18 protein-coding genes and 1 pseudogene are annotated in these 20,705 nt (G+C 72.8%); 8 read left to right on the plus strand and 11 right to left on the minus strand.

The window, feature by feature from the left end:
* Positions 1-135 precede the first annotated feature (135 nt).
* Genes ACZ4SF_RS03085 through ACZ4SF_RS03095 form a run of 3 tightly spaced genes read left to right on the plus strand, consistent with a single transcriptional unit; the run spans position 136 to position 3,120 of the window.
* Positions 136-1,395: an ABC transporter substrate-binding protein gene (locus ACZ4SF_RS03085; RefSeq protein WP_468378288.1), complete on the plus strand. Its 1,260-nt coding sequence runs from the start codon at positions 136-138 to the stop codon at positions 1,393-1,395.
* A complete protein-coding gene (locus ACZ4SF_RS03090; RefSeq protein ID WP_468377432.1) occupies positions 1,392-2,294 on the plus strand; it encodes a carbohydrate ABC transporter permease in 903 nt (300 codons plus the stop codon). The genes ACZ4SF_RS03085 and ACZ4SF_RS03090 overlap by 4 nt, the downstream gene beginning before the upstream one ends.
* Positions 2,287-3,120 carry a carbohydrate ABC transporter permease gene (locus ACZ4SF_RS03095; protein ID WP_468377433.1) on the plus strand — a complete coding sequence of 278 codons (834 nt, stop codon included), beginning with the start codon at positions 2,287-2,289 and terminating at the stop codon, positions 3,118-3,120. Before ACZ4SF_RS03090 ends, ACZ4SF_RS03095 begins: the two co-directional genes overlap by 8 nt.
* Before the next feature lie 97 nt (positions 3,121-3,217).
* Here ACZ4SF_RS03095 and ACZ4SF_RS03100 read toward each other — a convergent pair.
* The 6 genes and pseudogenes from ACZ4SF_RS03100 to ACZ4SF_RS03125 form a co-directional block, all read right to left on the minus strand.
* Positions 3,218-3,337, minus strand: a pseudogene (locus ACZ4SF_RS03100) (SDR family NAD(P)-dependent oxidoreductase); the annotation flags it as partial.
* A gap of 75 nt (positions 3,338-3,412) precedes the next feature.
* Complete coding sequence (locus tag ACZ4SF_RS03105; RefSeq protein WP_468377436.1) at positions 3,413-3,997, minus strand: TetR/AcrR family transcriptional regulator; 585 nt, start codon at positions 3,995-3,997, stop codon at positions 3,413-3,415.
* 52 nt (positions 3,998-4,049) lie between these two features.
* Positions 4,050-4,400 (minus strand): nitrite reductase small subunit NirD, encoded by a 351-nt coding sequence (gene nirD, locus ACZ4SF_RS03110; protein ID WP_468377439.1) that lies wholly within the window; start codon positions 4,398-4,400, stop codon positions 4,050-4,052.
* Positions 4,397-7,015, minus strand: a complete 2,619-nt coding sequence (gene nirB / locus ACZ4SF_RS03115; RefSeq protein ID WP_468377442.1) for a nitrite reductase large subunit NirB — start codon at positions 7,013-7,015, stop codon at positions 4,397-4,399. The genes nirD and nirB overlap by 4 nt, the downstream gene beginning before the upstream one ends.
* The gene (locus ACZ4SF_RS03120) at positions 7,016-8,320 is read right to left on the minus strand and encodes an NAD(P)/FAD-dependent oxidoreductase (protein ID WP_468377444.1); all 1,305 of its coding nucleotides are present in this window, start codon (positions 8,318-8,320) and stop codon (positions 7,016-7,018) included.
* Between the two features lie 183 nt (positions 8,321-8,503).
* Complete coding sequence (locus ACZ4SF_RS03125) at positions 8,504-9,391, minus strand: NAD(P)-dependent oxidoreductase (RefSeq protein WP_468377447.1); 888 nt, start codon at positions 9,389-9,391, stop codon at positions 8,504-8,506.
* 98 nt (positions 9,392-9,489) lie between these two features.
* Here ACZ4SF_RS03125 and ACZ4SF_RS03130 point away from each other — a divergent pair, with 98 nt between their 5' ends.
* Entirely contained in the window at positions 9,490-9,834 is a 345-nt protein-coding gene (locus tag ACZ4SF_RS03130; RefSeq protein WP_468377450.1) for a winged helix-turn-helix transcriptional regulator, read from the plus strand.
* Between the two features lie 3 nt (positions 9,835-9,837).
* On the opposite strand, the gene ACZ4SF_RS03135 is transcribed toward ACZ4SF_RS03130, so the two are convergent.
* From ACZ4SF_RS03135 to ACZ4SF_RS03145, 3 genes are all read right to left on the minus strand, one after another.
* Positions 9,838-10,476, minus strand: coding sequence for a class F sortase (locus tag ACZ4SF_RS03135; RefSeq protein ID WP_468377452.1), 639 nt, complete (start codon positions 10,474-10,476; stop codon positions 9,838-9,840).
* A gap of 155 nt (positions 10,477-10,631) precedes the next feature.
* Entirely contained in the window at positions 10,632-11,153 is a 522-nt protein-coding gene (locus ACZ4SF_RS03140) for a hypothetical protein (RefSeq protein ID WP_468377455.1), read from the minus strand.
* 320 nt (positions 11,154-11,473) lie between these two features.
* Positions 11,474-13,123: a M4 family metallopeptidase gene (locus ACZ4SF_RS03145; RefSeq protein ID WP_468377457.1), complete on the minus strand. Its 1,650-nt coding sequence runs from the start codon at positions 13,121-13,123 to the stop codon at positions 11,474-11,476.
* A gap of 138 nt (positions 13,124-13,261) precedes the next feature.
* Here ACZ4SF_RS03145 and ACZ4SF_RS03150 point away from each other — a divergent pair, with 138 nt between their 5' ends.
* Entirely contained in the window at positions 13,262-13,690 is a 429-nt protein-coding gene (locus tag ACZ4SF_RS03150) for a gamma-glutamylcyclotransferase family protein (protein ID WP_468377460.1), read from the plus strand.
* A 123-nt stretch (positions 13,691-13,813) separates the two neighbouring features.
* Here ACZ4SF_RS03150 and ACZ4SF_RS03155 read toward each other — a convergent pair whose 3' ends face one another.
* Positions 13,814-15,916, minus strand: a complete 2,103-nt coding sequence (locus tag ACZ4SF_RS03155) for a molybdopterin oxidoreductase family protein (RefSeq protein WP_468377463.1) — start codon at positions 15,914-15,916, stop codon at positions 13,814-13,816.
* Positions 15,917-16,073: 157 nt separating this feature from the next.
* A complete protein-coding gene (locus tag ACZ4SF_RS03160) occupies positions 16,074-16,751 on the minus strand; it encodes a SanA/YdcF family protein (RefSeq protein WP_468377465.1) in 678 nt (225 codons plus the stop codon).
* A gap of 152 nt (positions 16,752-16,903) precedes the next feature.
* Here ACZ4SF_RS03160 and ACZ4SF_RS03165 point away from each other — a divergent pair, with 152 nt between their 5' ends.
* The 3 genes from ACZ4SF_RS03165 to ACZ4SF_RS03175 all read left to right on the plus strand — a co-directional run bounded on the left by ACZ4SF_RS03165 (position 16,904) and on the right by ACZ4SF_RS03175 (position 20,683).
* Positions 16,904-17,755 (plus strand): sirohydrochlorin chelatase, encoded by an 852-nt coding sequence (locus ACZ4SF_RS03165; protein ID WP_468377468.1) that lies wholly within the window; start codon positions 16,904-16,906, stop codon positions 17,753-17,755.
* A 172-nt stretch (positions 17,756-17,927) separates the two neighbouring features.
* Complete coding sequence (locus ACZ4SF_RS03170) at positions 17,928-19,214, plus strand: deoxyguanosinetriphosphate triphosphohydrolase (protein WP_468377470.1); 1,287 nt, start codon at positions 17,928-17,930, stop codon at positions 19,212-19,214.
* Positions 19,215-19,420: 206 nt separating this feature from the next.
* Entirely contained in the window at positions 19,421-20,683 is a 1,263-nt protein-coding gene (locus tag ACZ4SF_RS03175) for an NAD(P)/FAD-dependent oxidoreductase (protein ID WP_468377472.1), read from the plus strand.
* Positions 20,684-20,705: the final 22 nt, after the last annotated feature.

The following is a 20,705-nucleotide window of genomic DNA, read 5'->3' on the forward strand; positions in this document are numbered from 1 at the left end:
TGTGCATCGCCGCCAGGAAAATCGCGTACGGCCGCACGCCGCTGCCTGACACACGGCTGCAATGCCCCTTTCGTAATCACCGTGCAGGGTTGATCGTTGGGCTGTGCATCGATGACGAACGTCAGGGGGCACATGATGGGGAGTTTCCGGCGCAGGACGCTGCTGGCCGCGGGCGCGGGTGCCGCGTTCCTCACCGCCTGCGGGTCGAACACGGGCCGCGGGGGCGGCGGTTCGGGGCCGCAGCTGTCCCACTGGTACCACCAGTACGGCGAGGCCGGCACCGAGCAGGCCGTGCAACGGTACGCCGCCGCCTACAAGAAGGCCCAGGTCAGGATCGAGTGGCGGCCGGGCAACTACGACCAGCAGACCGCCGCCGCACTCCTCACCGACTCCGGGCCCGACGTCTTCGAGGTCAACGGGCCCACCCTCGATCAGATCCAGGGCGGCCAGGTGCTCGACCTCACCGACCTGGTGGCCGGGGTGAAGGACGACTTCTCCGCGGCGGTGCTCGGCCCGAAGACGTACGACGGGAGGGTGTGGGGCATCCCGCAGGTCATCGACATGCAGCTGCTCTACTACCGCAGGAGTCTCCTGAAGGACGCGGGAGCCGAGCCGCCCACCACCCTGGACGCCCTGGTCGATGCCGCGAAGAGGCTCACCGACGACAAGGTCAAGGGGCTCTTCCTGGGCAACGACGGGGGAGCGGGCGTACTCGGCGGAACGCCGCTGTACGCGGCCGGACTTCAGCTCGTGACCGACGACGGCAAGGTCGGTTTCGACGATCCCGCGGCCGCCCGCACCCTCGGCAAGCTGCACCGGCTGTACGCCGACGGCTCCCTGCTGCTCGGCGCCCCCACCGACTGGTCCGACCCGGCCGCCTTCGTCCAGGGGCTGACCGCGATGCAGTGGTCCGGGCTGTGGGCGCTGCCGCAGGTGAGGAAGGAACTCGGCGACGATTTCGGGGTGTTGCCGTTCCCCGGGGACGGCGGCGGCGGCCGGCCCGCCGTACTCGTCGGCGCGTACGGGGCCGCCGTCAGCGCGCGCAGCCGGAACAAGGAGGCCGCCAAGGAGTACGTCCGCTGGCTGTGGGTCGAACGCAAGGACTACCAGCGGGACTTCGCGCTGTCCTACGGCTTCCACGTCCCCGCCCGGATCTCCCTCGCCGAGCAGGCGGCCGAGCTGCGTGAAGGCCCGGCCGCGGACGCGGTGCGGTTCAGCACCGAACACGGGTACGCGCAGCCGTTGCTGTGGACCCCGGCCGGCCAGACGGCCTACCAGGACGCGCTCAGCCGGATCATCAGGAGCGGGGCGAGTCCGGAGAGGGAACTGCGGTCCGTCGTACGGAAGGTGTCGGCCGAACTCGACCGTGTGAAGAACGCGAAGAGGACCTCGTGAGGCGCCGCCGAACCCTGTGGTTCTGGGTGTTCGTCGGGCCGTTCGCGCTCGGGCTGGCCCTGTTCACCTACGTCCCGCTGCTGTGGAGCCTGGCGCTCAGCTTCTTCGACGCGCACAACACCGTCACGCCCACGGACTTCGCCGGACTCGACAACTACACGGCGATGCTGCGGGACGACGCGTTCACCGACAGCCTGCGGACCTTCCTCGTCTTCACCGCCTTCATCGTGCCCGTCACCTACGTGTTCTCCCTCGCCCTCGCCCTGATGGTCAACCGGGTGCGGCGGGCCCGGGCCTTCTTCCGGTCGGTGTTCTTCCTCCCGGCCGCGTGCAGCTATGTCGTGGCCGCGCTGATCTGGAAGATGTCCATCTTCAGCGGGGTGCGGTTCGGGCTGGCCAACACGGTGCTGGGATGGTTCGGCGCGGATCCCGTCGCCTGGCTGGCCACCCCGGACCCGCCCTGGTACTGGCTGGTCATCGTGACCGTACGGCTGTGGCTGCAAGCCGGGTTCTACATGATCCTCTTCCTTGCGGGGCTCCAGCGGATCGACCCGGTGCTGTACGAGGCGGCGGCCGTGGACGGGGCCCGGCCCGGCTGGACGGTGCTGCGGCACATCACCCTGCCGCAGCTGCGGGCCACCTCGGTCGCGGTGGTGCTGCTGCTCGTCGTCAACGCCTTCCAGGCCTTCGACGAGTTCTACAACCTGCTCTCCGACGCCAGGGGCTATCCGCCGTACGCCCGGCCGCCTCTTGTCTACCTCTACTACACCGCACTCGGGCAGGGGCAGAACCTGGGGCTCGGCAGCGCGGGAGCGGTGATCCTCGCGCTGGTCATCGCCGTGGTCACGGCCGGGCAGGCGCGCTGGCTGAAGCTCGGGAGGACGGACGGCGATGGATGACGCCCTGGTGCGGGCCGGGAGGGCGCTGCGGCTGGTGCTGCTGATCGTGCTCGCCCTGTTCTTCCTGATCCCCTTCTACCTGCTCGTGCGCAACGGACTGGCGAGCGAGCAGGACATCACCTCGCCCGAATGGACCTTCTTCCCGGCCGAGTTGCGGTGGGGGAACGTCCGGGAGCTGTTCGACGACCCGTCCGTGCCGTTCGCCCGGTCCCTGCTCAACTCCGCGCTGATCGCGGTCGCGACGACGCTGGGCACCCTGTTCCTGGCGTCCCTGGCCGGGTACGGCCTCGCCCGCATCCCCTACCGGCACGCGAACAAGGTCTTCTACGGCATCCTCGCCACCCTGCTGGTCCCGGCGGCCGTCACCTTCGTGCCGAGCTTCGTGCTGGTCTCGTCGCTGGGGTGGATCTCCACGCTCCGGGGACTGATCGTCCCGACGCTGTTCCCGGCGTTCGCCTGCTTCGTCTTCCGTCAGTACTTCCTGGGCTTCCCGCGGGAGCTGGAGGACGCGGCGCAGGTGGACGGGCTCGGGTACTGGCGGACGTACTGGTATGTCGTCGTGCCGGGTGCCCGCCCGGTGTTCGCGGCCGTCGGGACGATCGTGTTCCTGGGCGCCTGGAACTCCTTCCTGTGGCCGCTGGTGATCGGGCAGGACCGGAACGCCTGGACGGTGCAGGTGGCGCTGTCGTCCTTCACCACCTCCCAGGTCGTCCGGCTGCACGAGCTGTTCGTCGCGGCGGCCGTGTCGATCCTGCCGCTGCTGCTGGTGTTCCTGTGCTTCCAGCGGTGGATCGTGGCCGGGGTGGAGCGGTCCGGGATCGACTGACGCGGCGGCCGGACCGGTTCAGGCCGTGGAGCCGCCGTCGATCACCAGGTCCGCGCCGATCACCGAGGCCGCGTCGTCCGAGGCCAGGTACAGCACCGCGGCGGCCGGCGACGACGACCCGGGCGCCCTCCCGGGCCAGGGCGAGGGCCACCCCGCGGCCGATGCCGGAGCCGGCGCCGGTGACGAGAGCGGTACGGCCGCAGAAGCGGTGCGTCATGGTGAAGTCCCTTTTTTCTTGACCGATCGGTTCAGTATGAGGGCCGCGAAAACGCGCCTCCGCAGAGGCGCGTTCTCAGTCCAGCAGGGCCAGGGCCGCTTCCGCCGCGCCCCGGACCCGGGCCGGGTCGGCGGACGCCTTGCCGACCACCCGCAGGCCCTGGAGCAGGACCAGCAGCAGTCGCGCGAGGGCCAGTGGGTCGCGGTCCGCGGGCAGCTCACCCTGGGCCCGGGCGCGCACGAGGGCGGAGTGCAGCAGGGTCTCCAGGGTGTCCCAGCTGCGCTCCACCCGGCGGGCGGCGTCCCGGTCGTGCGGGGCCAGTTCGACCGCCGTGTTGGTGACCAGGCAGCCCTGCTCCCGGGTCGTCTCGGCGGCGGCCTCGGCGGCGAACCGGCGGACCAGTGCACGCACGGCCGGGAGCACCGGACCGGGCGCGGACAGCTCCCGCGTCAGCCGCGGGTCCCGCGTCCGTCCGTACCGGTCCAGCGCCCTCAGGTACAGCTCGTGCTTGCTGCCGAAGGTGGCGTACAGGCTTGCCTTGCCGATGCCCAGGTGCTCGACCAGGTCGGCCATCGACGTCGCCTCGTAGCCGCGCCGCCAGAACAGCTCCAGGGCTGACTGCAGTGCCGCGTCGGGGTCGAACGCCTTGGTCCTGGCCATGTGAGGCAGCCTAGGTTTTTCTGGAACGATCAGTCAAGCAATGGTGCGCGTGTCAGGCCGTACGGATCTCGTACGCGGCGATCCGCACCGACTCGTCGTCCAGGCACTGCCCGCCGGCCAGGTCGAAGCGCTGCTTCAGCAGCGGGGACGCCACGAACGGGCGGCCCCGGTCGGTGCCGGTCAGACCGCGGGACAGGACGGCCGCGCCGGTGAAGGGGTCGCGGTTGTCGACGGCGAACAGACGGTCGGAGCGGTCGCGGAAGACGGCCACCTGCCGGCCGTCCGGCAGCAGGGCGGCCACCCCGCGACCCGGCACCAGCGCGCTCAGGTCGCAGACCGTGAACCAGCCGTCCGCCAGCTGGAGCTGGACCTTCAGGTCGGTGGTCTCGAGTGCCAGGGTCATCGCTGGGCGCTCCCTTCCAGGACGTCGTCGGCGGGCCGCAGACCGATGTTCAGCAGCGGCAGGTCGGGCTTGATCTGGTCGCGCTCGGGGACGAAGGAGACGACCGGGTCCGGGGTGTCCGGGGCGTTCACGAAGGACACGAACCGGGCCAGCTTCGCGGGGTCGTTCACGGTCTCCGCCCACTCGTCGCGGTAGTGCGCGACATGGGCCGCCATCAGCGACTCCAGCTCGTCGCAGATGCCGAGCGAGTCGTGCACCACCACGTCCCGTACGTGCTCCAGGCCGCCCGGGATCCTCTCCAGCCAGGTGCTGGTGCGCTCCAGCCGGTCGGCCGTACGGATGTAGAACATCAGGAACCGGTCGATCAGCCGGACCAGTTCGGCGTCGGACAGGTCCTGGGCCAGCAGGTCGGCGTGGCGCGGGGTCGCGCCGCCGTTGCCGCCGACATACAGGTTCCAGCCGTTCGCGGTGGCGATCACCCCGAAGTCCTTCGACTGCGCCTCCGCGCACTCGCGCTGGCAGCCGGAGACCGCCGACTTCAGCTTGTGCGGCGACCTCAGGCCCCGGTAGCGCAGTTCCAGGTCGATCGCCATCCGGACCGAGTCCTGCACGCCGTAGCGGCACCAGGTGGAGCCGACACAGGACTTCACCGTGCGCAGCGACTTGCCGTACGCGTGCCCCGACTCGAAGCCGGCGTCCACCAGCCGCGCCCAGATCAGCGGAAGCTGCTCGACGCGGGCGCCGAACATGTCGATCCGCTGGCCTCCGGTGATCTTCGTGTAGAGGCCGAAGTCACGGGCGATCTCGCCGATCACGATGAGCTTCTCGGGCGCGATCTCGCCGCCGGGGATCCGCGGGACCACCGAGTACGAGCCGTTCTTCTGCAGGTTGGCGAGGAAGTGGTCGTTGGTGTCCTGCAGGGCCGCCTGCTCGCCGTCCAGGACATAGCCGCTCGCGCCGATCGACGGGGCGAGCGAGGCGATGATGGAGCCGACGGCCGGCTTGCACACCTCACAGCCGTCACCCCCGCGGGCGCCCTCACGGCCGTGGCGGTCGAGCAGCTCACGGTACGACGTGATGCGCAGGGCCAGGACGATCTCGTACAGCTCCTCGCGGGTCTGCTCGAAGCATCCGCACAGGCCCTTGTCGACCTCGACGCCGGACGCCTCCAGTTCGGCGGTGACCAGCTGGCCCAGCACCTTGACGCAACTGCCGCAGCCGGTACCGGCCTTGGTGCACTTCTTCACCTCGGGCACGGTCACGCAACTGTGCTCGGTGACCGCGCCGCGGATCGTGCCCTTGCTGACGTTGTGGCAGGAGCAGATGATCGCCTCGTCCGGCAGGGCGGACGGGCCGAGCTGGGCCCCCGAGCCCGCTCCGACGGGCAGGACGAGCGACTCGGGGGAGACGGGGGGCACCGAACCGGTGAGCGCACGCAGAGTGCCGTACGCCTCCGCGTCACCGACCAGGACACCGCCGAGGAGCGTGCCGTCCGGGCCGATGACCAGCTTCTTGTACAGACCGGCGCGCGAGTCCGCGTAGACGACGTCCAGGCAGTTCTCGGTGGTGCCGTGGGCGTCACCGAAGGACGCGACGTCCACGCCGAGCAGCTTCAGCTTGGTGGAGAGGTCGGCACCGGTGAACGTCGGCTGATCGGTCTCGTCCGCGGCGATGGCCGCGGCCGCGGTCTCGGCCTGCTCGTAGCCGGGCGCCACCAGGCCGTACACCCGGCCGTCCGCCGCCAGCGCGCACTCGCCGATCGCGAACACGTGCGGGTCGCCGACCGTACGGCACTGCTCGTCCACGGTGATGCCGCCGCGCTCGCCGACCGTCAGCCCGCAGTCCCGGGCCAGCTGGTCGCGCGGGCGGACTCCGGCGCTGAACACCACCATGTCGGTGGCGAGCGCGGAGCCGTCGGACAGCTTCATGCCGGTGACGGCACCGTCGTCGCCGGTGATGATCTCCTGCGTGCCCACCCCGGTGTGGACGCTCAGGCCCATGTTCTCGATGGTGCGCAGCAGGGCCGCGCCGCCGCCCTCGTCGACCTGCACCGGCATCAGCCGCGGCGCGAACTCCACGATGTGGGTGTCGAGTCCGAGCCCCTTCAGCGCGCCCGCGGCCTCCAGCCCGAGCAGACCGCCGCCGACGACGGCACCCGTGGTGGCCCTCGTCCGTGCGTACTCCTCGATCGCGAGCAGGTCCTCGATCGTGCGGTAGACGAAGCAGCCGGTGGCGTCCTTGTTCGGGACCGGCGGCACGAACGGGTAGGAGCCGGTGGCCAGGACGAGGATGTCGTAGCCGACGACGAGTCCGGAGCGGGCGGTCACCTTCCTCGCCTCGCGGTCGACCGTCTCGGCCGGGTCGCCGAGGTGCAGCTCGATGCCGTGGTCCTTGATGAACTCCAGGTCCGTGAGGGAGAGGTCCTCCGCGGTCCTGCCGGAGAAGTACGAGGTCAGCTGCACGCGGTCGTATGCCGGACGCGGCTCCTCGCACAGCACGACCACGCGGTGCGTGGCGGTCAGGCCGCGTTCGGCGAGCGCCTCCAGGAAGCGCTGGCCGACCATGCCGTGGCCGACGAGCACGATCGTGGGGGTGGCCCCCGGGGTGGCGGTCATTCAGGAGCCTCCATCGTTGGTGAGCAGGTGGAGCAGGGGGCCGTCGTCGGGGAGCGGCTCTGCTCCCTCCCAGGCACGGGCGAGCGCGCCGACGGTGCCGAGTTCGCCGACGAGGACCCCGCCGACCAGGCGGTCGTCGCGGACGACGACCTTGCGGTAGGTGCCCCGGGTGGCGTCGGCGAGCCGCACCACGTCGTCGCCGGGGCGCGCCTCGGTCTCGCCGAACGCGGCGAGGTCGAAGGGGGAGCCCGGGCCCGTGAGGGTCAGCCGGGTCAGGGAACGGGTGCCCGAGTAGCGGGCGCCCGAGTCGCCCGCGAGCAGCTCGGCGAGGGCGTCGGCCTGTTCCAGTGCGGGGGCGGCCAGGCCGTAGACCGTGCCGTCGTGCTGGGCGCAGTCGCCGACGGCGTGGATGTGCGGGTCGGAGGTGCGCAGCGCGTCGTCGACCAGGACGCCCTTGCGGACGGCGAGCCCGGCCTGCTCGGCGAGGCCGGTCCGGGGGCGCACCCCGCAGGCGACCACCACGAGGTCGGCGTCCAGGGCGTAGCCGTCGGCCAGCTCCACCGAGCGGACCGCGCCCGCGACACAGCGCACGTCCCGCACCCGGCACTCGGTGTGCACCTCGACGCCCAGATCGGTCAGGTGCCGCAGGACCAGCCGGGACGCGTCCGGGTCGAGCTGACGCTCCATGAGCCGCTCGGCCTGCTGGGCGAGGACCACCTGTGCGCCGCGTACGGCGAGCGCACGGGCGGCGGAGACGCCGAGCAGCCCGCCGCCGATGACGACCACGCGCACCCCCGGCCGGACCGCCTCGGCAAGGCCCAGGCAGTCGTCCATGGTGCGGAACGCGTGGACGCCCTCGGGGAGGCGGTGGTCCGGGGTGCCGTACCTCCCCTTGGGGTGACCCCCGGACCCCCGGCCGGACGAGCGGGGCCCGGCCGCCCGGCGTGCGGATGCGGGGTAGGCGTCCGGGAACAAGCCGCGCAGCGGGGGCAGCACCGGGTTGGAGCCGGTGGCCAGCACCAGCGTGCCGTAGGCGATCGAGGTGCCGTCGGCGCAGGTGACGGTCCGGGCGGCCCGGTCGATGCCGGTGACCCGGGTGCGCAGCAGGCCGGGCGGTGGCGGGAGGGCGATCACCTCCGGGGCGTACCGGCCGGCCAGTACCTCGGCGAGCAGGACCCGGTTGTACGGCGCGTGCTCCTCCTCGCCGACGAGCAGCGCGGGCGTGCCCAGCTCGCCGAGCCGCCGGGCGAGCCGCACGCCCGCGAGGCCGGCGCCGATCACCACCACACGCGTATTCGAGGTCATGCCCTTGAGCGTGCGGCCAGGAGGTTACCCGGCAGCATCACCTCTGTTTCCCATGAGGAACGCTGCCCTCAGCGGGCGGGAGGCGGAGGTGTGAGGGGTTGTCACCGGCCGGCGGCAGTCCTGTGCGCCGCAGGCAGCGGCCGTGCCCGCCGCAGGCCGTGCCCGCCTCAGCCGGGCCTGTGGTCACCCGGCGCGCAGCAGGTCCACCAGGCCGCTGGTGTCCTCCTCGCCGTGGCCGTCGGCCAGGCGGCGCTGCATGAGGTCCAGGAACGGGGCGAGCAGCTCGGTGCTCACACCCTGCTCCGCGGCCGTGCGCAGCAGGGTGCCGGCGCCCGCGACCTGCATCGCCAGGTTGGACACCACCCCGGTCGTGTGGTCGCCGGACACCAGCCGTTCGGCCGTGGAATGCGCCGCGCCGGCCATCGCGTCGAGCCACGGCACGAGCAGCGCGGCGAACTCGTCGAGGGCCACGTCCGCCCCGCGCACCAGCGCGAAGGCGTGCGTGATGCCCGCGAACATGCCGTACATCCCGCTCAGCAGCGCCACGTCGTGCAGCGCGGCGAGGCCGGCGTCGGAGCCGACGTACCGGGTGGCGGCCGGAACGGCGAGCGTCTCCCCGTGTTCCTCGAACATTTCCGGGTGACCGCTGTAGAGGACGAGGGCGCCGGGTGTGCCGATCATCGGCGGTACGGCCATGATCCCGCCGTCGAGGAAACGGGCGCCCCGCTTCTCGGCCCAGGTGGCGCGGGCCCGGGCGTCGTCCGGGGTGCCCGTGGTGAGGTTCACCAGGTCCCGGCCGGCCAGGTCGGCGCCCTCCAGGGCCGTGCCCACCGAGTCGTCGTCCAGCAGGCAGGCCACGACGAGCCGGTTCGCGGCCACCGCGTCGGCCGCGCTCTCGGCGGCCACCGCCCCTTCGGCGGTCAGCGCGGCCGTGCGCTCCGGCGTGCGGTTCCAGACGGTCAGCGGGTGCCCGGCGGCGAGCCAGGCCCGCCCGAGCGCGGTGCCCATGGCACCGGTGCCGAGCAGGGTCAGGGGCGTACGGGAGTCACGGGGAAGGGAGTTGTCGGTCATGGCGACTAGGCTCGCCCGTGGAACCGCCGGGCAGAAGTACGTACTTCCGAGTGGGTGGCTTCCGGCGGGTAAGAGTGCAGGTCGGAAGGGGGAACACCATGCCGGTGGGACGACGGCCGGGGGCGTACGTCTGCGGGACCGATGCGGCCATGGACATCATCGACGGCAAGTGGAAGGTGTCGATCCTGTGGGCGCTGGGCCGGCGCACGTGCCGCTTCGGCGCGCTGCGGCGCGAGCTGCCGGGCGTCACCGAGAAGGTGCTCGCCGCGCAGCTGCGCGAACTGGAGGCCGACGGCATCGTGCACCGCGAGGAGTACGACGAGGTGCCGCCCCGCGTCGAGTACTCGCTGACCGAGATCGGCACCCAGCTGAACGAGGCCCTGGCGCCGCTCGGGGTCTGGGGGGAACGGCACGTCCTGGGTGGGGTCCCGGCAGCGCACTGAGCTTCAGCGGCTCCCGGTCAGATGGGCGAACACCACCACGTTGCCCTGGTAGCCGGTCGTCTTCGAATAGCCGCCGCCGCAGGTGATGACCCGGAGTTCGGGGCGGGGGGCGGCGCCGTAGACCTTGTCGTCGGGGAAGTCCCGGGCCGCGTACACCTCCACCGCGTCCACGGTGAACACGGCCACCGTGCCGTCCCGGCGGTCCACCTCGATGGTGGCGCCCCGCTTCAGCGCACCGAGGTCGTAGAAGACGGCGGGGCCCTCGGTGTTGTCGACATGTCCGGCGACGACGGCGGTGCCGGTCTCGCCGGGCAGGGTGCCGGCCTGGTACCAGCCGGCCAGGTTCTTCTCCTTGGCGGGCGGCACGTCCAGGCTGCCGGAGGGGGTGAGGGCCAGGCCCATCAGGGGGGCGTTCACGTGGATCACGGGGATGCGGATGCGGACCGGCGGGGACGGCGCGAGGGCGGCGGCCGCGAGCCGTCCACCGCCCGGCTCGAAACGGCTCTCGGCGACCGACGGCTGCGGTGGCGTGTGCTTCCCGGCACCGCTGCCGAGCAGCCACACCCCCGCACCGAGGGCCACGACGGTGACTGCGGCTATGGCGGTGTCGCCGAGCCTGCTGCGCCTGGCGCTCCTGCGCATACGAACCCCTCTCCCGGGGGCGCACCCCCGAACGGGACGCTTCGAGCGGGCCGGCCTTCTGGGGCCGGCCCCCTCCCCCTCCGGGCCGCGAGGGGCATCGGACCCGGAGGGGGCGGGACGTGCGGTACCGGCGGACGGACAGCGGAGGGTGTCCGTCAGATCCCGTCGCCTCTCGCCCGGCGATGCAGGAGCCAGGTACCGCCCGCGGCGGCGACGGCCAGTGCCGTCACGCCCGCCGCGGTCTGCACGGGGTCGGGGCCGAGTCCGCCGCCGACCCCCGTCTTCACGCTGCCCCGCGGCTGCACCTGGTCGTGCACCGCGGTCAACGCCACCACGAGATCGCCCGTCACCTGCTTGTCGCCCTCGGCGCACCGGGCGACGATCTCGTACGTCCCCGGCTGCGCGCTCGGCGGCACCCGGAACTGGCCGATCGCCTCGCCGGCGTGTGCGCTGGGCGCCAGCGTGAAGGTGCCGGCACCAACCGCGCCCGCGTCCCCGGTCGCGGAGCCCTTCTCCCCGCAGGCGGCCGTGTTCACCGTGACCTGGCCGCCGGGCGCCACGGTGGAGGGGTACACGTCCAGGCGGCCGGCCGTGGCCGCGGCGGCGACCGCGTGGGCGGGTGCCGCGGCTGCCACGGCGAGCGCCGTGCCGGTCAGCAGACGGGCGGTGCGTCGCATGGTGCTCCCCAGAGCTTGTCCGAACTCGTGCTCTACCGAGGTAAGTGGCTCCGGGGCACGCCCGCTTCCTGACCGACCGTCAGAATTGCGGAGAACGGGTGTCGGCCGCGCCCCCCACACGGGCTAGCGGCTGCCGGGTTCCGGCAGGTCACGGACGCGTGCAGGGGTGCAGGCGGATAGTCGTACGAAGAGAACACGAATGGAGCGGTGGCCGCCGGTGAACGGGTGACGGCACGTCACCGGGCCGCCGGCCGCCCGGTCCGGGAACGGAGAAGGCCGGTGCCCGCCCGGGGCACCGGCCTTCCGCTTTCACCGCAAGGTCAGTTGACGTTGACCGCGCTCCAGGCCGCGGCCACCGCGTTGTACTCCGTGCTGCCCGCGCCGTAGAGGTCCTTCGCCGCGTTCAGGGTGGCCGTCCGCGCCCCCTTGTAGTTCGTCGAGGACGTCATGTAGACGGTCAGCGCCCGGTACCAGATCTTGCCGACCTTGTCCCGGCCGATCCCGGTGACCGTGGAGCCGTTGGACGTCGGCGAGTCGTAGCCGACCCCGTTGATGGTCTTCGGGCCGCTGCCCTCGGCGAGGAGGTACGCGAAGTGGTTGGCGACACCCGAGGAGTAGTGGACGTCCAGGTTGCCGACCGAGCTGCTCCAGTAGTCCGCGGAGCTGCCGTCCTTGGACGGCTTGTCCATGAAGCGCAGGGCCGCCTTGCCGAAGCCGGGTTTCACGATCTTCTCGCCGATGAGGTAGTCACCGGTGTCGGAGGAGTTGTCCGCGTACCACTCGACCATCGTGCCGAGGATGTCGGACGTGGCCTCGTTCAGCCCGCCGGACTCGCCCGAGTAGGTCAGCGCCGCCGTCTTGGACGTCACGCCGTGGGACATCTCGTGCCCGGCGACGTCGAGGGCGACCAGGGGTCCGAACGTGGTGCCGTCACCGTCGCCGTACGTCATGCAGAAGCAACTGTCGTCCCAGAAGGCGTTGTTGTACTTGTTGCCGTAGTGGACGCGGTTGTACGAGCCCTTGCCGTCGCCGGCGATGCCGCTGCGGCCGTGGACGTTCTTGTAGTAGTCCCAGGTCTCGTCGGTGCCGTACTGGGCGTCGACGGCGGCCGAGGCGCGGTCCGCGGTGGTGCCCGACCCCCAGTGGTTGTCGGCGTCCGTGAACAGGGTCGCGGGGGCCCGGCTGAAGCAGATGCCGAAGATGCACAGGTCGGTCTTGTTCTCGGCGTCGCCGGTGTAGGTGTTGCCGCGCGTCGGGTCCTTGAGCTGGTACGACGCCCCCGACTGGGTGGCCTCCAGCGGTACCGTCCCGCTGTAGAGCGACTTTCCGTCGCCGGTGGCCGTCTCGATGCTGTCCCAGGCGTCGATCTGGACGCCGGTGCGGGCGTCGGTCAGCACGGTGCGGGCGACCGGGTTGCCGAGCGAGTCCAGGCCGACGGCGTTGGTGCGCCAGGCCAGCTTCGGGCTGCCGTGCAGGGCGTCGACCACCAGCTCCGGCCGGGCCTTGACCTGCTTCAGCTTCGTGCCGAGGTTGGCCGCGCGGAGCGCGTTCAGGGCGAGGCCGGCGGCCTTGGGGGCGGAGACCTCCGGGGTGACGGAGGGAACGGAGATCGCCTGCCGGGTGGCCCGGTCGGCGCTGCGGTAGCTGCCGTCCTTGGCCAGGTGGACGACGAAGTCGCCGCCCAGGACCGGAAGTCGGTGATAGGTGCGGTCGTAGCGGACGTGCTGGGTGCCGTCCTTGTCGACGATCACGTCCCGGACGCCGGCCTCCTGGACGGAGGTGAGGCCCAGGCCGGTGGCGTGGGCGAGAAGTGCCGACGCCGCGTTCTCGATCGCGGTGGCCCGGGTCGGTCTGCCGTCGGCGTGGGCGGCGGGGGAGAGGCTGACGGCCAGCAGGGTCGCGGTGGTGACGGCGACCCCGGCTGTGGCTGTGCGGCGGGTTCCTCGGACGTGCTGCCGTATCCGGCTCATCTGTCTCCTCGGGGAGGCGCCAGGCTAGGCGTGGGGGTGGCGCGCTGATGCCGAAGATTTAAGGGGCCATGACATGTCATGTCCATAGCTTGTTCATGGAGATGTGTGGGGAGGCGGAGGGGGTACAGAATCGTTTCCGTGATCGCCGAGGACCCCCGACCCCTGCCCTTCTTCGTCTACGGCACGCTCCGCCCCGGCGAGGTGAACCACGACCTCTTCCTGCGCGGCCGCACCCTCGCCGAGGAACCGGGCCGCCTCCCGGACGCCGAGCTGTACGACGGGCCCGGCTATCCGTACGCCGTCGAGCGGCCCGGAGGAGAGGTGCGCGGCGAGCTGGTGACCGCCCGGCCCGAGGGATACGCCGGACTGCTCGCGGAACTCGACCGGCTGGAGGAGTACGTGCCGGACGACCCCCGCAACCTGTACGTACGCGTCGCCCGGGACGTCGTACGCGCCGACGGCAGCGCCGTCCGGGCCTGGGTGTACCTGGCAGCGCCGGACGTCACCGCCCGGCTGCGCACGGCCGGCACCCGGATCGAGGGCGGCGACTGGCTCGCCCGCCGCTGAGCCGGCCCGGCAGCGCCAGCCCCTCGGGCACCTCGGTCCCGGACTCCTCCGTCACCCGCCGGCGCGCCTCCCTCTCGTCCGCCGGCCCCGCCGCCCCGGCTGCGCACCGGGGACCGAACCGCACTACCGCGCCGGTCCCAGGACCTCCACCCGTACCGCGCACGACTTGAACTCCGGCATCCGTGAGGTCGGATCGAGGGCCGGGTTGGTGAGGGTGTTGGCGCGGCCCTCGCCCGGCCAGTGGAACGGCATGAAGACGGTGTCCGGGCGGATCGCGCCGGTGATCCGCGCGGGCGCCACGGCCCGGCCCCGCCGGGACACCACCGCCACCGGGTCGCCGTCGGCCGCCCCGAGGCGGGCCGCCAGCCGCGGATGCAGCTCCACGAACGGACCGGGCGCCGCCGCGTTCAGCTCCGGCACCCGCCGGGTCTGCGCGCCCGACTGGTACTGGGCCACCACCCGGCCGGTGGTCAGCAGCAGCGGGTACTCCGCGTCCGGCTCCTCCGCCGACTCCCGGTGGGCCACGGCCACGAACCGGGCCCGGCCGTCGGCGGTCGCGAAACGGTCCAGGAAGAGCCGCGGCGTGCCGGGGTGGACGGCCGTCCCGGCCGGCGCCTCCGGGTCCTCCGGGCACGGCCAGAAGACGCCGTTCTCCTCCGCCAGCCGGCGATAGGTGAGGCCCGAGTAGTCGGCGGGCCCGCCCGCGCTCGCCCGGCGCAGCTCCCCGAAGACCTCCTCCGGGTCGGTCGGGAAACCCTTTTCCACCCCGAGCCGGCCGGCCAGCTCGTGCAGGACGTACAGGTCGCTGCGGACGCCCGGCGGGGGAGCGACCGCCCGGCGGCGCAGCAGCACCCTGCCCTCCAGGCTGGTCGTCGTGCCCGTCTCCTCCGCCCACTGGGTGACCGGCAGCACGACGTCCGCCAGTTCCGCCGTCTCGGAGAGGACGACATCGGCCACGGCCAGGAAGTCCAGCGACCGCAGCCGTTCCTCGACATGGGCCGCCCGCGGAGCGGACACCACCGGGTTGGAGCCCATCAGCAGCAGCGCCCGCACGTCCGTGCCGAGCGAGTCGAGGAGCTCGTACGCACTGCGGCCGGGCCCCGGCAGGCTGTCCGGGTCCACGCCCCACACCCCCGCCACGTGCCGCCGCGCCTCCGGGTCGTCCAGCTTGCGGTAGCCCGGCAGCTGGTCGGCCTTCTGGCCGTGCTCGCGCCCGCCCTGCCCGTTGCCCTGCCCGGTCAGACAGCCGTACCCGGACAGCGGACGGCCCGCCCGGCCGGTGGCCAGGCACAGGTTGATCCACGCGCCCACCGTGTCGGTGCCCTTGGACTGCTGCTCCGGCCCGCGCGCGGTGAGCACCATCGCAGCCTCCGGCTCGCAGAACATCCGTACCGCTTCCCGCAGGTCCGGAACGGACACCCCCGTGATCCGCTCCACGTACTCCGGCCAGTGCGCCATCGCCGCGGCCCGGGCCTCGGACCACCCCGTGGTCCGCGCCCGGATGAACTCCTCGTCCGTCCGCCCCTCGGCCACCACCAGGTGCAACAGGCCCAGCGCGAGGGCGAGATCGGTGCCCGGCCGCGGTGCCAGATGCAGATCGGCCTGCTCGGCGGTGCGGGTCCGGCGCGGGTCCACGACGATCAAAGTGCCGCCGTTCTCCCGCAGTTCCGTGAAGAAACGCAGCGACGGAGGCATGGTCTCGGCCAGGTTGGAGCCGACGAGGATCACACAGCCGGTCCTCGGGACGTCCTCCAGCGGGAACGGCAGCCCCCTGTCCAGCCCGAACGCCTTCGTGCCCGCCGCCGCGGCCGACGACATGCAGAACCGGCCGTTGTAGTCGATCTGCGAGGTACCCAGCACCACCCGCGCGAACTTCCCGAGCGCGTACGCCTTCTCGTTGGTCAGCCCGCCCCCGCCGAACACCCCGACCGCATCCGGGCCGTACCGCTCCCGCGTCGCCCCGAGCCGCCCGGCTATCCGGTCCAGCGCCTCGGCCCAGCTCGCCTCCACCAGCCGGCCGTCCTCCCGCACCAGCGGCGCGGTCAGCCGCACCCCCGGCGACAGCACCTGGGCCGCCGTCCGGCCCTTTCCGCACAGCGCGCCCCGGTTGACGGGGAAGTCCGGGCGCTCGGTGACCTCGACGCCCCCCTGGGGCAGGGGCGTGATGTTCATCCCGCACTGCAAGGCGCAGTACGGGCAGTGGGTGGGCGTCGAGGTCGTCTCCATACCGTCCAGCGTGCGCCGGGCGTGTTACGGCACCGGGCAGCCTCCGGTTACACGCCCGGCACGGCGACCTCCCCGCGCCCCCGCGGGCGCCGTGAGGCGGTGTCGCACCGCCCGGCCGGCGGCCTCCGCGCCGCCCCGCCCGTGGTGAGGCGGCGCGTCACCGCCCGGCGGCCAGCGCCCGCGCCACCCCCGGCTCCTTCGGGCCGAGGAACCGCGGATCCGGCCTGAGCACCGCGTCCAGCGCCGCCTTGCCCGCCGCGAACACCTCGCGCGTCCCGCCGTAGTACCAGGTCGCATCGTGCTTGGCGTCGACCCCGACCCCGTACGAGTCCACCCCCGCCGCCTCGCACAGCGCCACCGCCCGCCGGATGTGGAAGCCCTGGCTGATCAGCACCGCCCGGTCCACCCCGAAGATCTTCTTGGCCCGCACACAGGAGTCCCAGGTGTCGAACCCGGCGTAGTCGCTGACGATCCGCGCGTCCGGCACCCCGTGCTTCGTGAGATAGGCGCGCATGGCGTCGGGCTCGTCGTACTCCTCACGGCTGTTGTCACCGGTGACCAGGACCACCTCGATCCGCCCCGTCCGGTACAGCTTCGCCGCCGCGTCCAGCCGGTGCGCGAGATACGGCGACGGCTCCCCGTTCCACAGCCCGGCCCCGAACACCATGGCGACCTGCGTCCGCGGGACGTCCGCCGTCGTGCGCAGCCGGTCCGCCGTGGACACGTACAGCCAGGTCGACGGCAGCAGCGCCAGCACGCAGCCGGCCATCACGGCCTGCACCAGCCGCCGCTGCCCGGCACGCGTGCGCGGCAGCCGCGGTCGACGGATCTTCATACGGTCCCCCAGTGGTCGGTTCCGACCAAGGAGGACGCCGCCGGCACCGGTCCGGTTCGCTCACCACCCCCACCCGCCCGCGGTGAAGGCGTGGAAAACACCCGTGACGGCCCGGCAACGGCGGCGCAATATCCGGCCGCCAGGATCCTTCCATGACGGCGTCCCACCCCAGCGGCGACGAGCCCCGCATCCACCTCGGCAGCACGGCGCAGCTCATGCACGGCATCAGCAGCCGCCTCGCCGGGCAGCTCCGGCTGGTCACCCCGCCCGGCCGCCGCCCGGCCCGGCCCGCCCTCGTCCTGGTCGCCCACGGCAGCCGCGACCCCCGGGCGCTCACCACCGTACGGGCCCTCATGGCACGGGTACGGGAGCTGCGCCCCGCCCTCCCCGTCCAGCTGGGTCACATCGAGCTGAACGAGCCCCTGCTCCCCGGCACCCTCGCCGCCCTCGGCGACAGCCCCGCCGTGCTCGTCCCCCTCCTCCTCGGCCGCGGCTACCACGTCAGACAGGACATCCCCGCGATGGCCGCAGCCGCACCGGCACGCGCGCGCGTGGCCGCCCCGCTCGGCCCGCACCCGCTCCTCGTGGAGACCCTGTACGACCGGCTGCTGGAGGCCGGATGGCCCCCGGCCACGGACACCGCCGTCCGCCGCACCGGCGCGGTCGTCCTCGCCGCGGCCGGCTCCCGCGACCCCGACTCGGCCACCGACACCCGCCGCACCGCCCGCCTCCTGTCCGACCGCCTGGGCGTCCCGGTCGTCCCCGCGTACGCCTCGGCGGCGACGCCCACCGTCCCCACGGCAGTGCGCGCCCTCATGGCACGCGGCAGGCACCGGGTGGCGATCGCGTCGTACTTCACCGCGCCGGGGCGTTTCGCCACGCAGTGCGCGGCACAGGCCCCCTGGATCGCCTCGGCCCCGCTGGGAGCCCACGAGGCGATGGCCCGCCTGGTGCTGCATCGCTACGACCAGGCGCAGACGGAAGCGGCGCTGGCCTCGGCGTGAGCCCAGGGGTGACGGCGGCACCGCAGCGGCGCGGGCCTGTGCCGCCGTGCGGCTCCGCCGGGCGGGCGCGACCGGCCACGTGCCCCGCGCACTCGCCCGGAAGCAGAACCCGGCGGACGACCGGGCGCACCGCCGCCACCCGATTGTCACTGCCGACCCGTACTGTCGAATCATGGAAGGCACCGCACTCCTCGACAGCTACGACCCGGCTGCCCTCGAACGATGGGCCCCCGAACCCGACAAACGCCCAGGCCGCACCGCCTTCCAACGCGACCGCGCTCGCATCCTGCACTCCGCGGCCCTGCGCCGCCTCGCCGGCAAGACCCAGGTCGTCACCCCCGGCACCCGCAGTCGCGTCTGGGACGCCAGCCCCCGCACCCGGCTCACCCACTCCCTGGAATGCGCCCAGGTGGGCCGGGAACTGGGCGCGGCCCTCGGCTGCGACCCGGACCTGGTGGAGGCGGCCTGCCTCGCACACGACCTCGGCCACCCCCCCTTCGGCCACAACGGCGAAACCGCGCTGAACGAGTTCGCCGACGACTGCGGCGGCTTCGAGGGCAACGCCCAGTCCCTCAGACTCCTCACCCGCATCGAGCCCAAGCGGTTCACGCCGGAGGGCTCCGTCGGCCTCAACCTCACCCGCGCCACCCTCGACGCCGCCACCAAGTACCCCTGGCCGCGCGGCGCCCACCCCACGGACCCGGCGTCCCGGAAGTTCGGCGTGTACGAGGACGACCGCCCGGTGTTCGACTGGGTCCGGGCCCACGCCCCCGGCACCCGCACCTGCTTCGAGGCACAGGTCATGGACTGGTCCGACGACGTGGCCTACTCGGTGCACGACGTCGAGGACGGCCTGCACGCCGGCCACATCGACCCCGACTGCCTGCACGCCGCGCCCGAACGGCAAGCGGTGTTCGCGGTCGCCATCGGGCGGTACGTGCCCGCGGACACCGACCCGGCCGAACTCGCCGCGGCCCTGGACCGGCTCCAGCACCAGGAGTGGTGGCCGCACGGCTACGACGGCACGGCGGTCGCCCAGTCCCGCCTGAAGGACGCCACCAGCCAGCTCATCGGCCGGTTCTGCCTGGCCGCCGAGGGCGCCACACGCGCCGCGTGGGGCACTGGCCGGCTCACCCGGTACGGCGCCGAACTCGTCGTACCCCGCGAGACCCGCATGGAGTGCGCGGTCCTCAAGGCGGTCGCCGACCGGTACGTGATGCAGCGCGCCGAGCAGGAGCAGCTGCGCGCCGACCAGCGGGTGATCGTCGTGGAGCTGGCGCAGGCGCTCACCGCCCGCGCGCCGGACGGGCTCGACCCGCAGTTCCGGGCGCTGTTCGACGAGGCGGCCGGCGACCATGACCGCAAGCGGGTGATCGTCGACCAGATCGCCTCCCTCACCGACGCCTCCGCCCTGTCCCTGCACGCGAGACTGACGGAATTCGACCGCTCCGCTCCCTGACCGGAGGGGATCGCCGGCCCGGACGGCCTCCGGGAGCAGCGCACGCCGGACGGTGCCCCGGAAACGGGCCGGGAGCGGGGCATACTCCGGGATGACTCGTGCGAGGAATATGCCCCCGGCTGGCCTGATCGGGTCACACCCTCTTCCCGCAGCACGCCGGGTGCGGGACGCTCGCATGTGGCGGCACCCTTACGAGGAGGCATCAAGTGGTCGACGCGGATCAGACATTCGTCATCGTCGGAGGCGGTCTCGCCGGTGCGAAGGCGGCCGAGACGCTCCGTGCGGAGGGCTTCAGCGGCCGCGTGATACTGATCTGCGACGAACGCGACCACCCGTACGAGCGCCCGCCGCTGTCCAAGGGTTACCTGCTCGGCAAGGAAGAACGCGACAGCGTCTTCGCGCACGAGCCCGCCTGGTACGCGCAGAACGACATCGAGCTGCATCTCGGCCAGACCGTCGACCGCATCGACCGTACGGCGAAGACGGTCCGCTTCGGCGACGACGGCACCCTCGTCCGCTACGACAAACTGCTCCTGGCCACCGGCTCCGAACCGCGCCGCCTCGACATCCCGGGCACCGACCTGGCCGGCGTGCACCATCTGCGCCGGCTCGCCCACGCCGAACGGCTCAAGGGCGTGCTCACGGCACTCGGCCGGGACAACGGGCACATCGTGATCGCCGGCGCCGGCTGGATCGGCCTGGAGGTCGCGGCGGCGGCCCGCGAGTACGGCGCGGAGGTCACGGTGATCGAACCGGCGCCGACCCCGCTGCACGGCGTCCTCGGCCCCGAGCTGGGCAACGTCTTCGCCCAGCTGCACCGCGAGCACGGCGTCCGCTTCCACTTCGGCGTCCAGCTCACCGAGATCATCGGCCAGGACGGCATGGTCCTCGCGGCCCGCACGAACGACGGCGAGGAACATCCGGCGCACGACGTCCTCGCCGCCATCGGCGCGGCGCCGCGCGCCGCTCTCGCCGAGGCGGCGGGGCTGGAGATCGCCGACCGGGCGCACGGCGGCGGGGTCGTGGTGGACGAACGGCTGCGGACCTCCGACCCGGACATCTACGCGGCCGGTGACGTGGCGTCCTTCCCGCTCGCCCGGTTCGGCACCCGGGTCCGCGTCGAGCACTGGGCCAACGCGCTGAACGGCGGCCCGGCCGCGGCCCGCTCGATGCTCGGCCAGGACGCCGTCTACGACCGCGTGCCGTACTTCTTCACCGACCAGTACGACCTGGGCATGGAGTACAGCGGGTGGGCGCCGCCCGGGTCGTACGACGAGGTCGTGATCAGGGGGGACGCGGGCAAGCGTGAGTTCATCGCGTTCTGGGTGAAGGAGGGACGCGTGCTGGCCGGGATGAACGTGAACGTGTGGGATGTCACAGAGCAGATCCAGAAGCTGGTGCGGGCCGCGGCGCCGGTGGATCTCGAAGCCCTTGCCGATCCGCATGTCCCTCTGGATTCGCTCGCCTAGGCGCCGGCCGGATCGTGCCGTC

It is taken from the genome of Streptomyces sp. NPDC027663 (genome assembly GCF_055566415.1).

Excerpts from the sequence above, each read along its gene's own strand:
- ACZ4SF_RS03085 (WP_468378288.1), top strand. The coding sequence starts at position 136 with ATGGGGAGTTTCCGGCGCAGGACGCTGCTGGCCGCGGGCGCGGGTGCC.
- ACZ4SF_RS03095 (WP_468377433.1), top strand. The coding sequence starts at position 2,287 with ATGGATGACGCCCTGGTGCGGGCCGGGAGGGCGCTGCGGCTGGTGCTG.
- ACZ4SF_RS03105 (WP_468377436.1), bottom strand. The coding sequence starts at position 3,997 with ATGGCCAGGACCAAGGCGTTCGACCCCGACGCGGCACTGCAGTCAGCC.
- nirD (WP_468377439.1), bottom strand. The coding sequence starts at position 4,400 with ATGACCCTGGCACTCGAGACCACCGACCTGAAGGTCCAGCTCCAGCTG.
- nirB (WP_468377442.1), bottom strand. The coding sequence starts at position 7,015 with ATGACCGCCACCCCGGGGGCCACCCCCACGATCGTGCTCGTCGGCCAC.
- ACZ4SF_RS03120 (WP_468377444.1), bottom strand. The coding sequence starts at position 8,320 with ATGACCTCGAATACGCGTGTGGTGGTGATCGGCGCCGGCCTCGCGGGC.
- ACZ4SF_RS03125 (WP_468377447.1), bottom strand. The coding sequence starts at position 9,391 with ATGACCGACAACTCCCTTCCCCGTGACTCCCGTACGCCCCTGACCCTG.
- ACZ4SF_RS03130 (WP_468377450.1), top strand. The coding sequence starts at position 9,490 with ATGCCGGTGGGACGACGGCCGGGGGCGTACGTCTGCGGGACCGATGCG.
- ACZ4SF_RS03135 (WP_468377452.1), bottom strand. The coding sequence starts at position 10,476 with ATGCGCAGGAGCGCCAGGCGCAGCAGGCTCGGCGACACCGCCATAGCC.
- ACZ4SF_RS03140 (WP_468377455.1), bottom strand. The coding sequence starts at position 11,153 with ATGCGACGCACCGCCCGTCTGCTGACCGGCACGGCGCTCGCCGTGGCA.
- ACZ4SF_RS03145 (WP_468377457.1), bottom strand. The coding sequence starts at position 13,123 with ATGAGCCGGATACGGCAGCACGTCCGAGGAACCCGCCGCACAGCCACA.
- ACZ4SF_RS03155 (WP_468377463.1), bottom strand. The coding sequence starts at position 15,916 with ATGGAGACGACCTCGACGCCCACCCACTGCCCGTACTGCGCCTTGCAG.
- ACZ4SF_RS03160 (WP_468377465.1), bottom strand. The coding sequence starts at position 16,751 with ATGAAGATCCGTCGACCGCGGCTGCCGCGCACGCGTGCCGGGCAGCGG.
- ACZ4SF_RS03165 (WP_468377468.1), top strand. The coding sequence starts at position 16,904 with ATGACGGCGTCCCACCCCAGCGGCGACGAGCCCCGCATCCACCTCGGC.
- ACZ4SF_RS03170 (WP_468377470.1), top strand. The coding sequence starts at position 17,928 with ATGGAAGGCACCGCACTCCTCGACAGCTACGACCCGGCTGCCCTCGAA.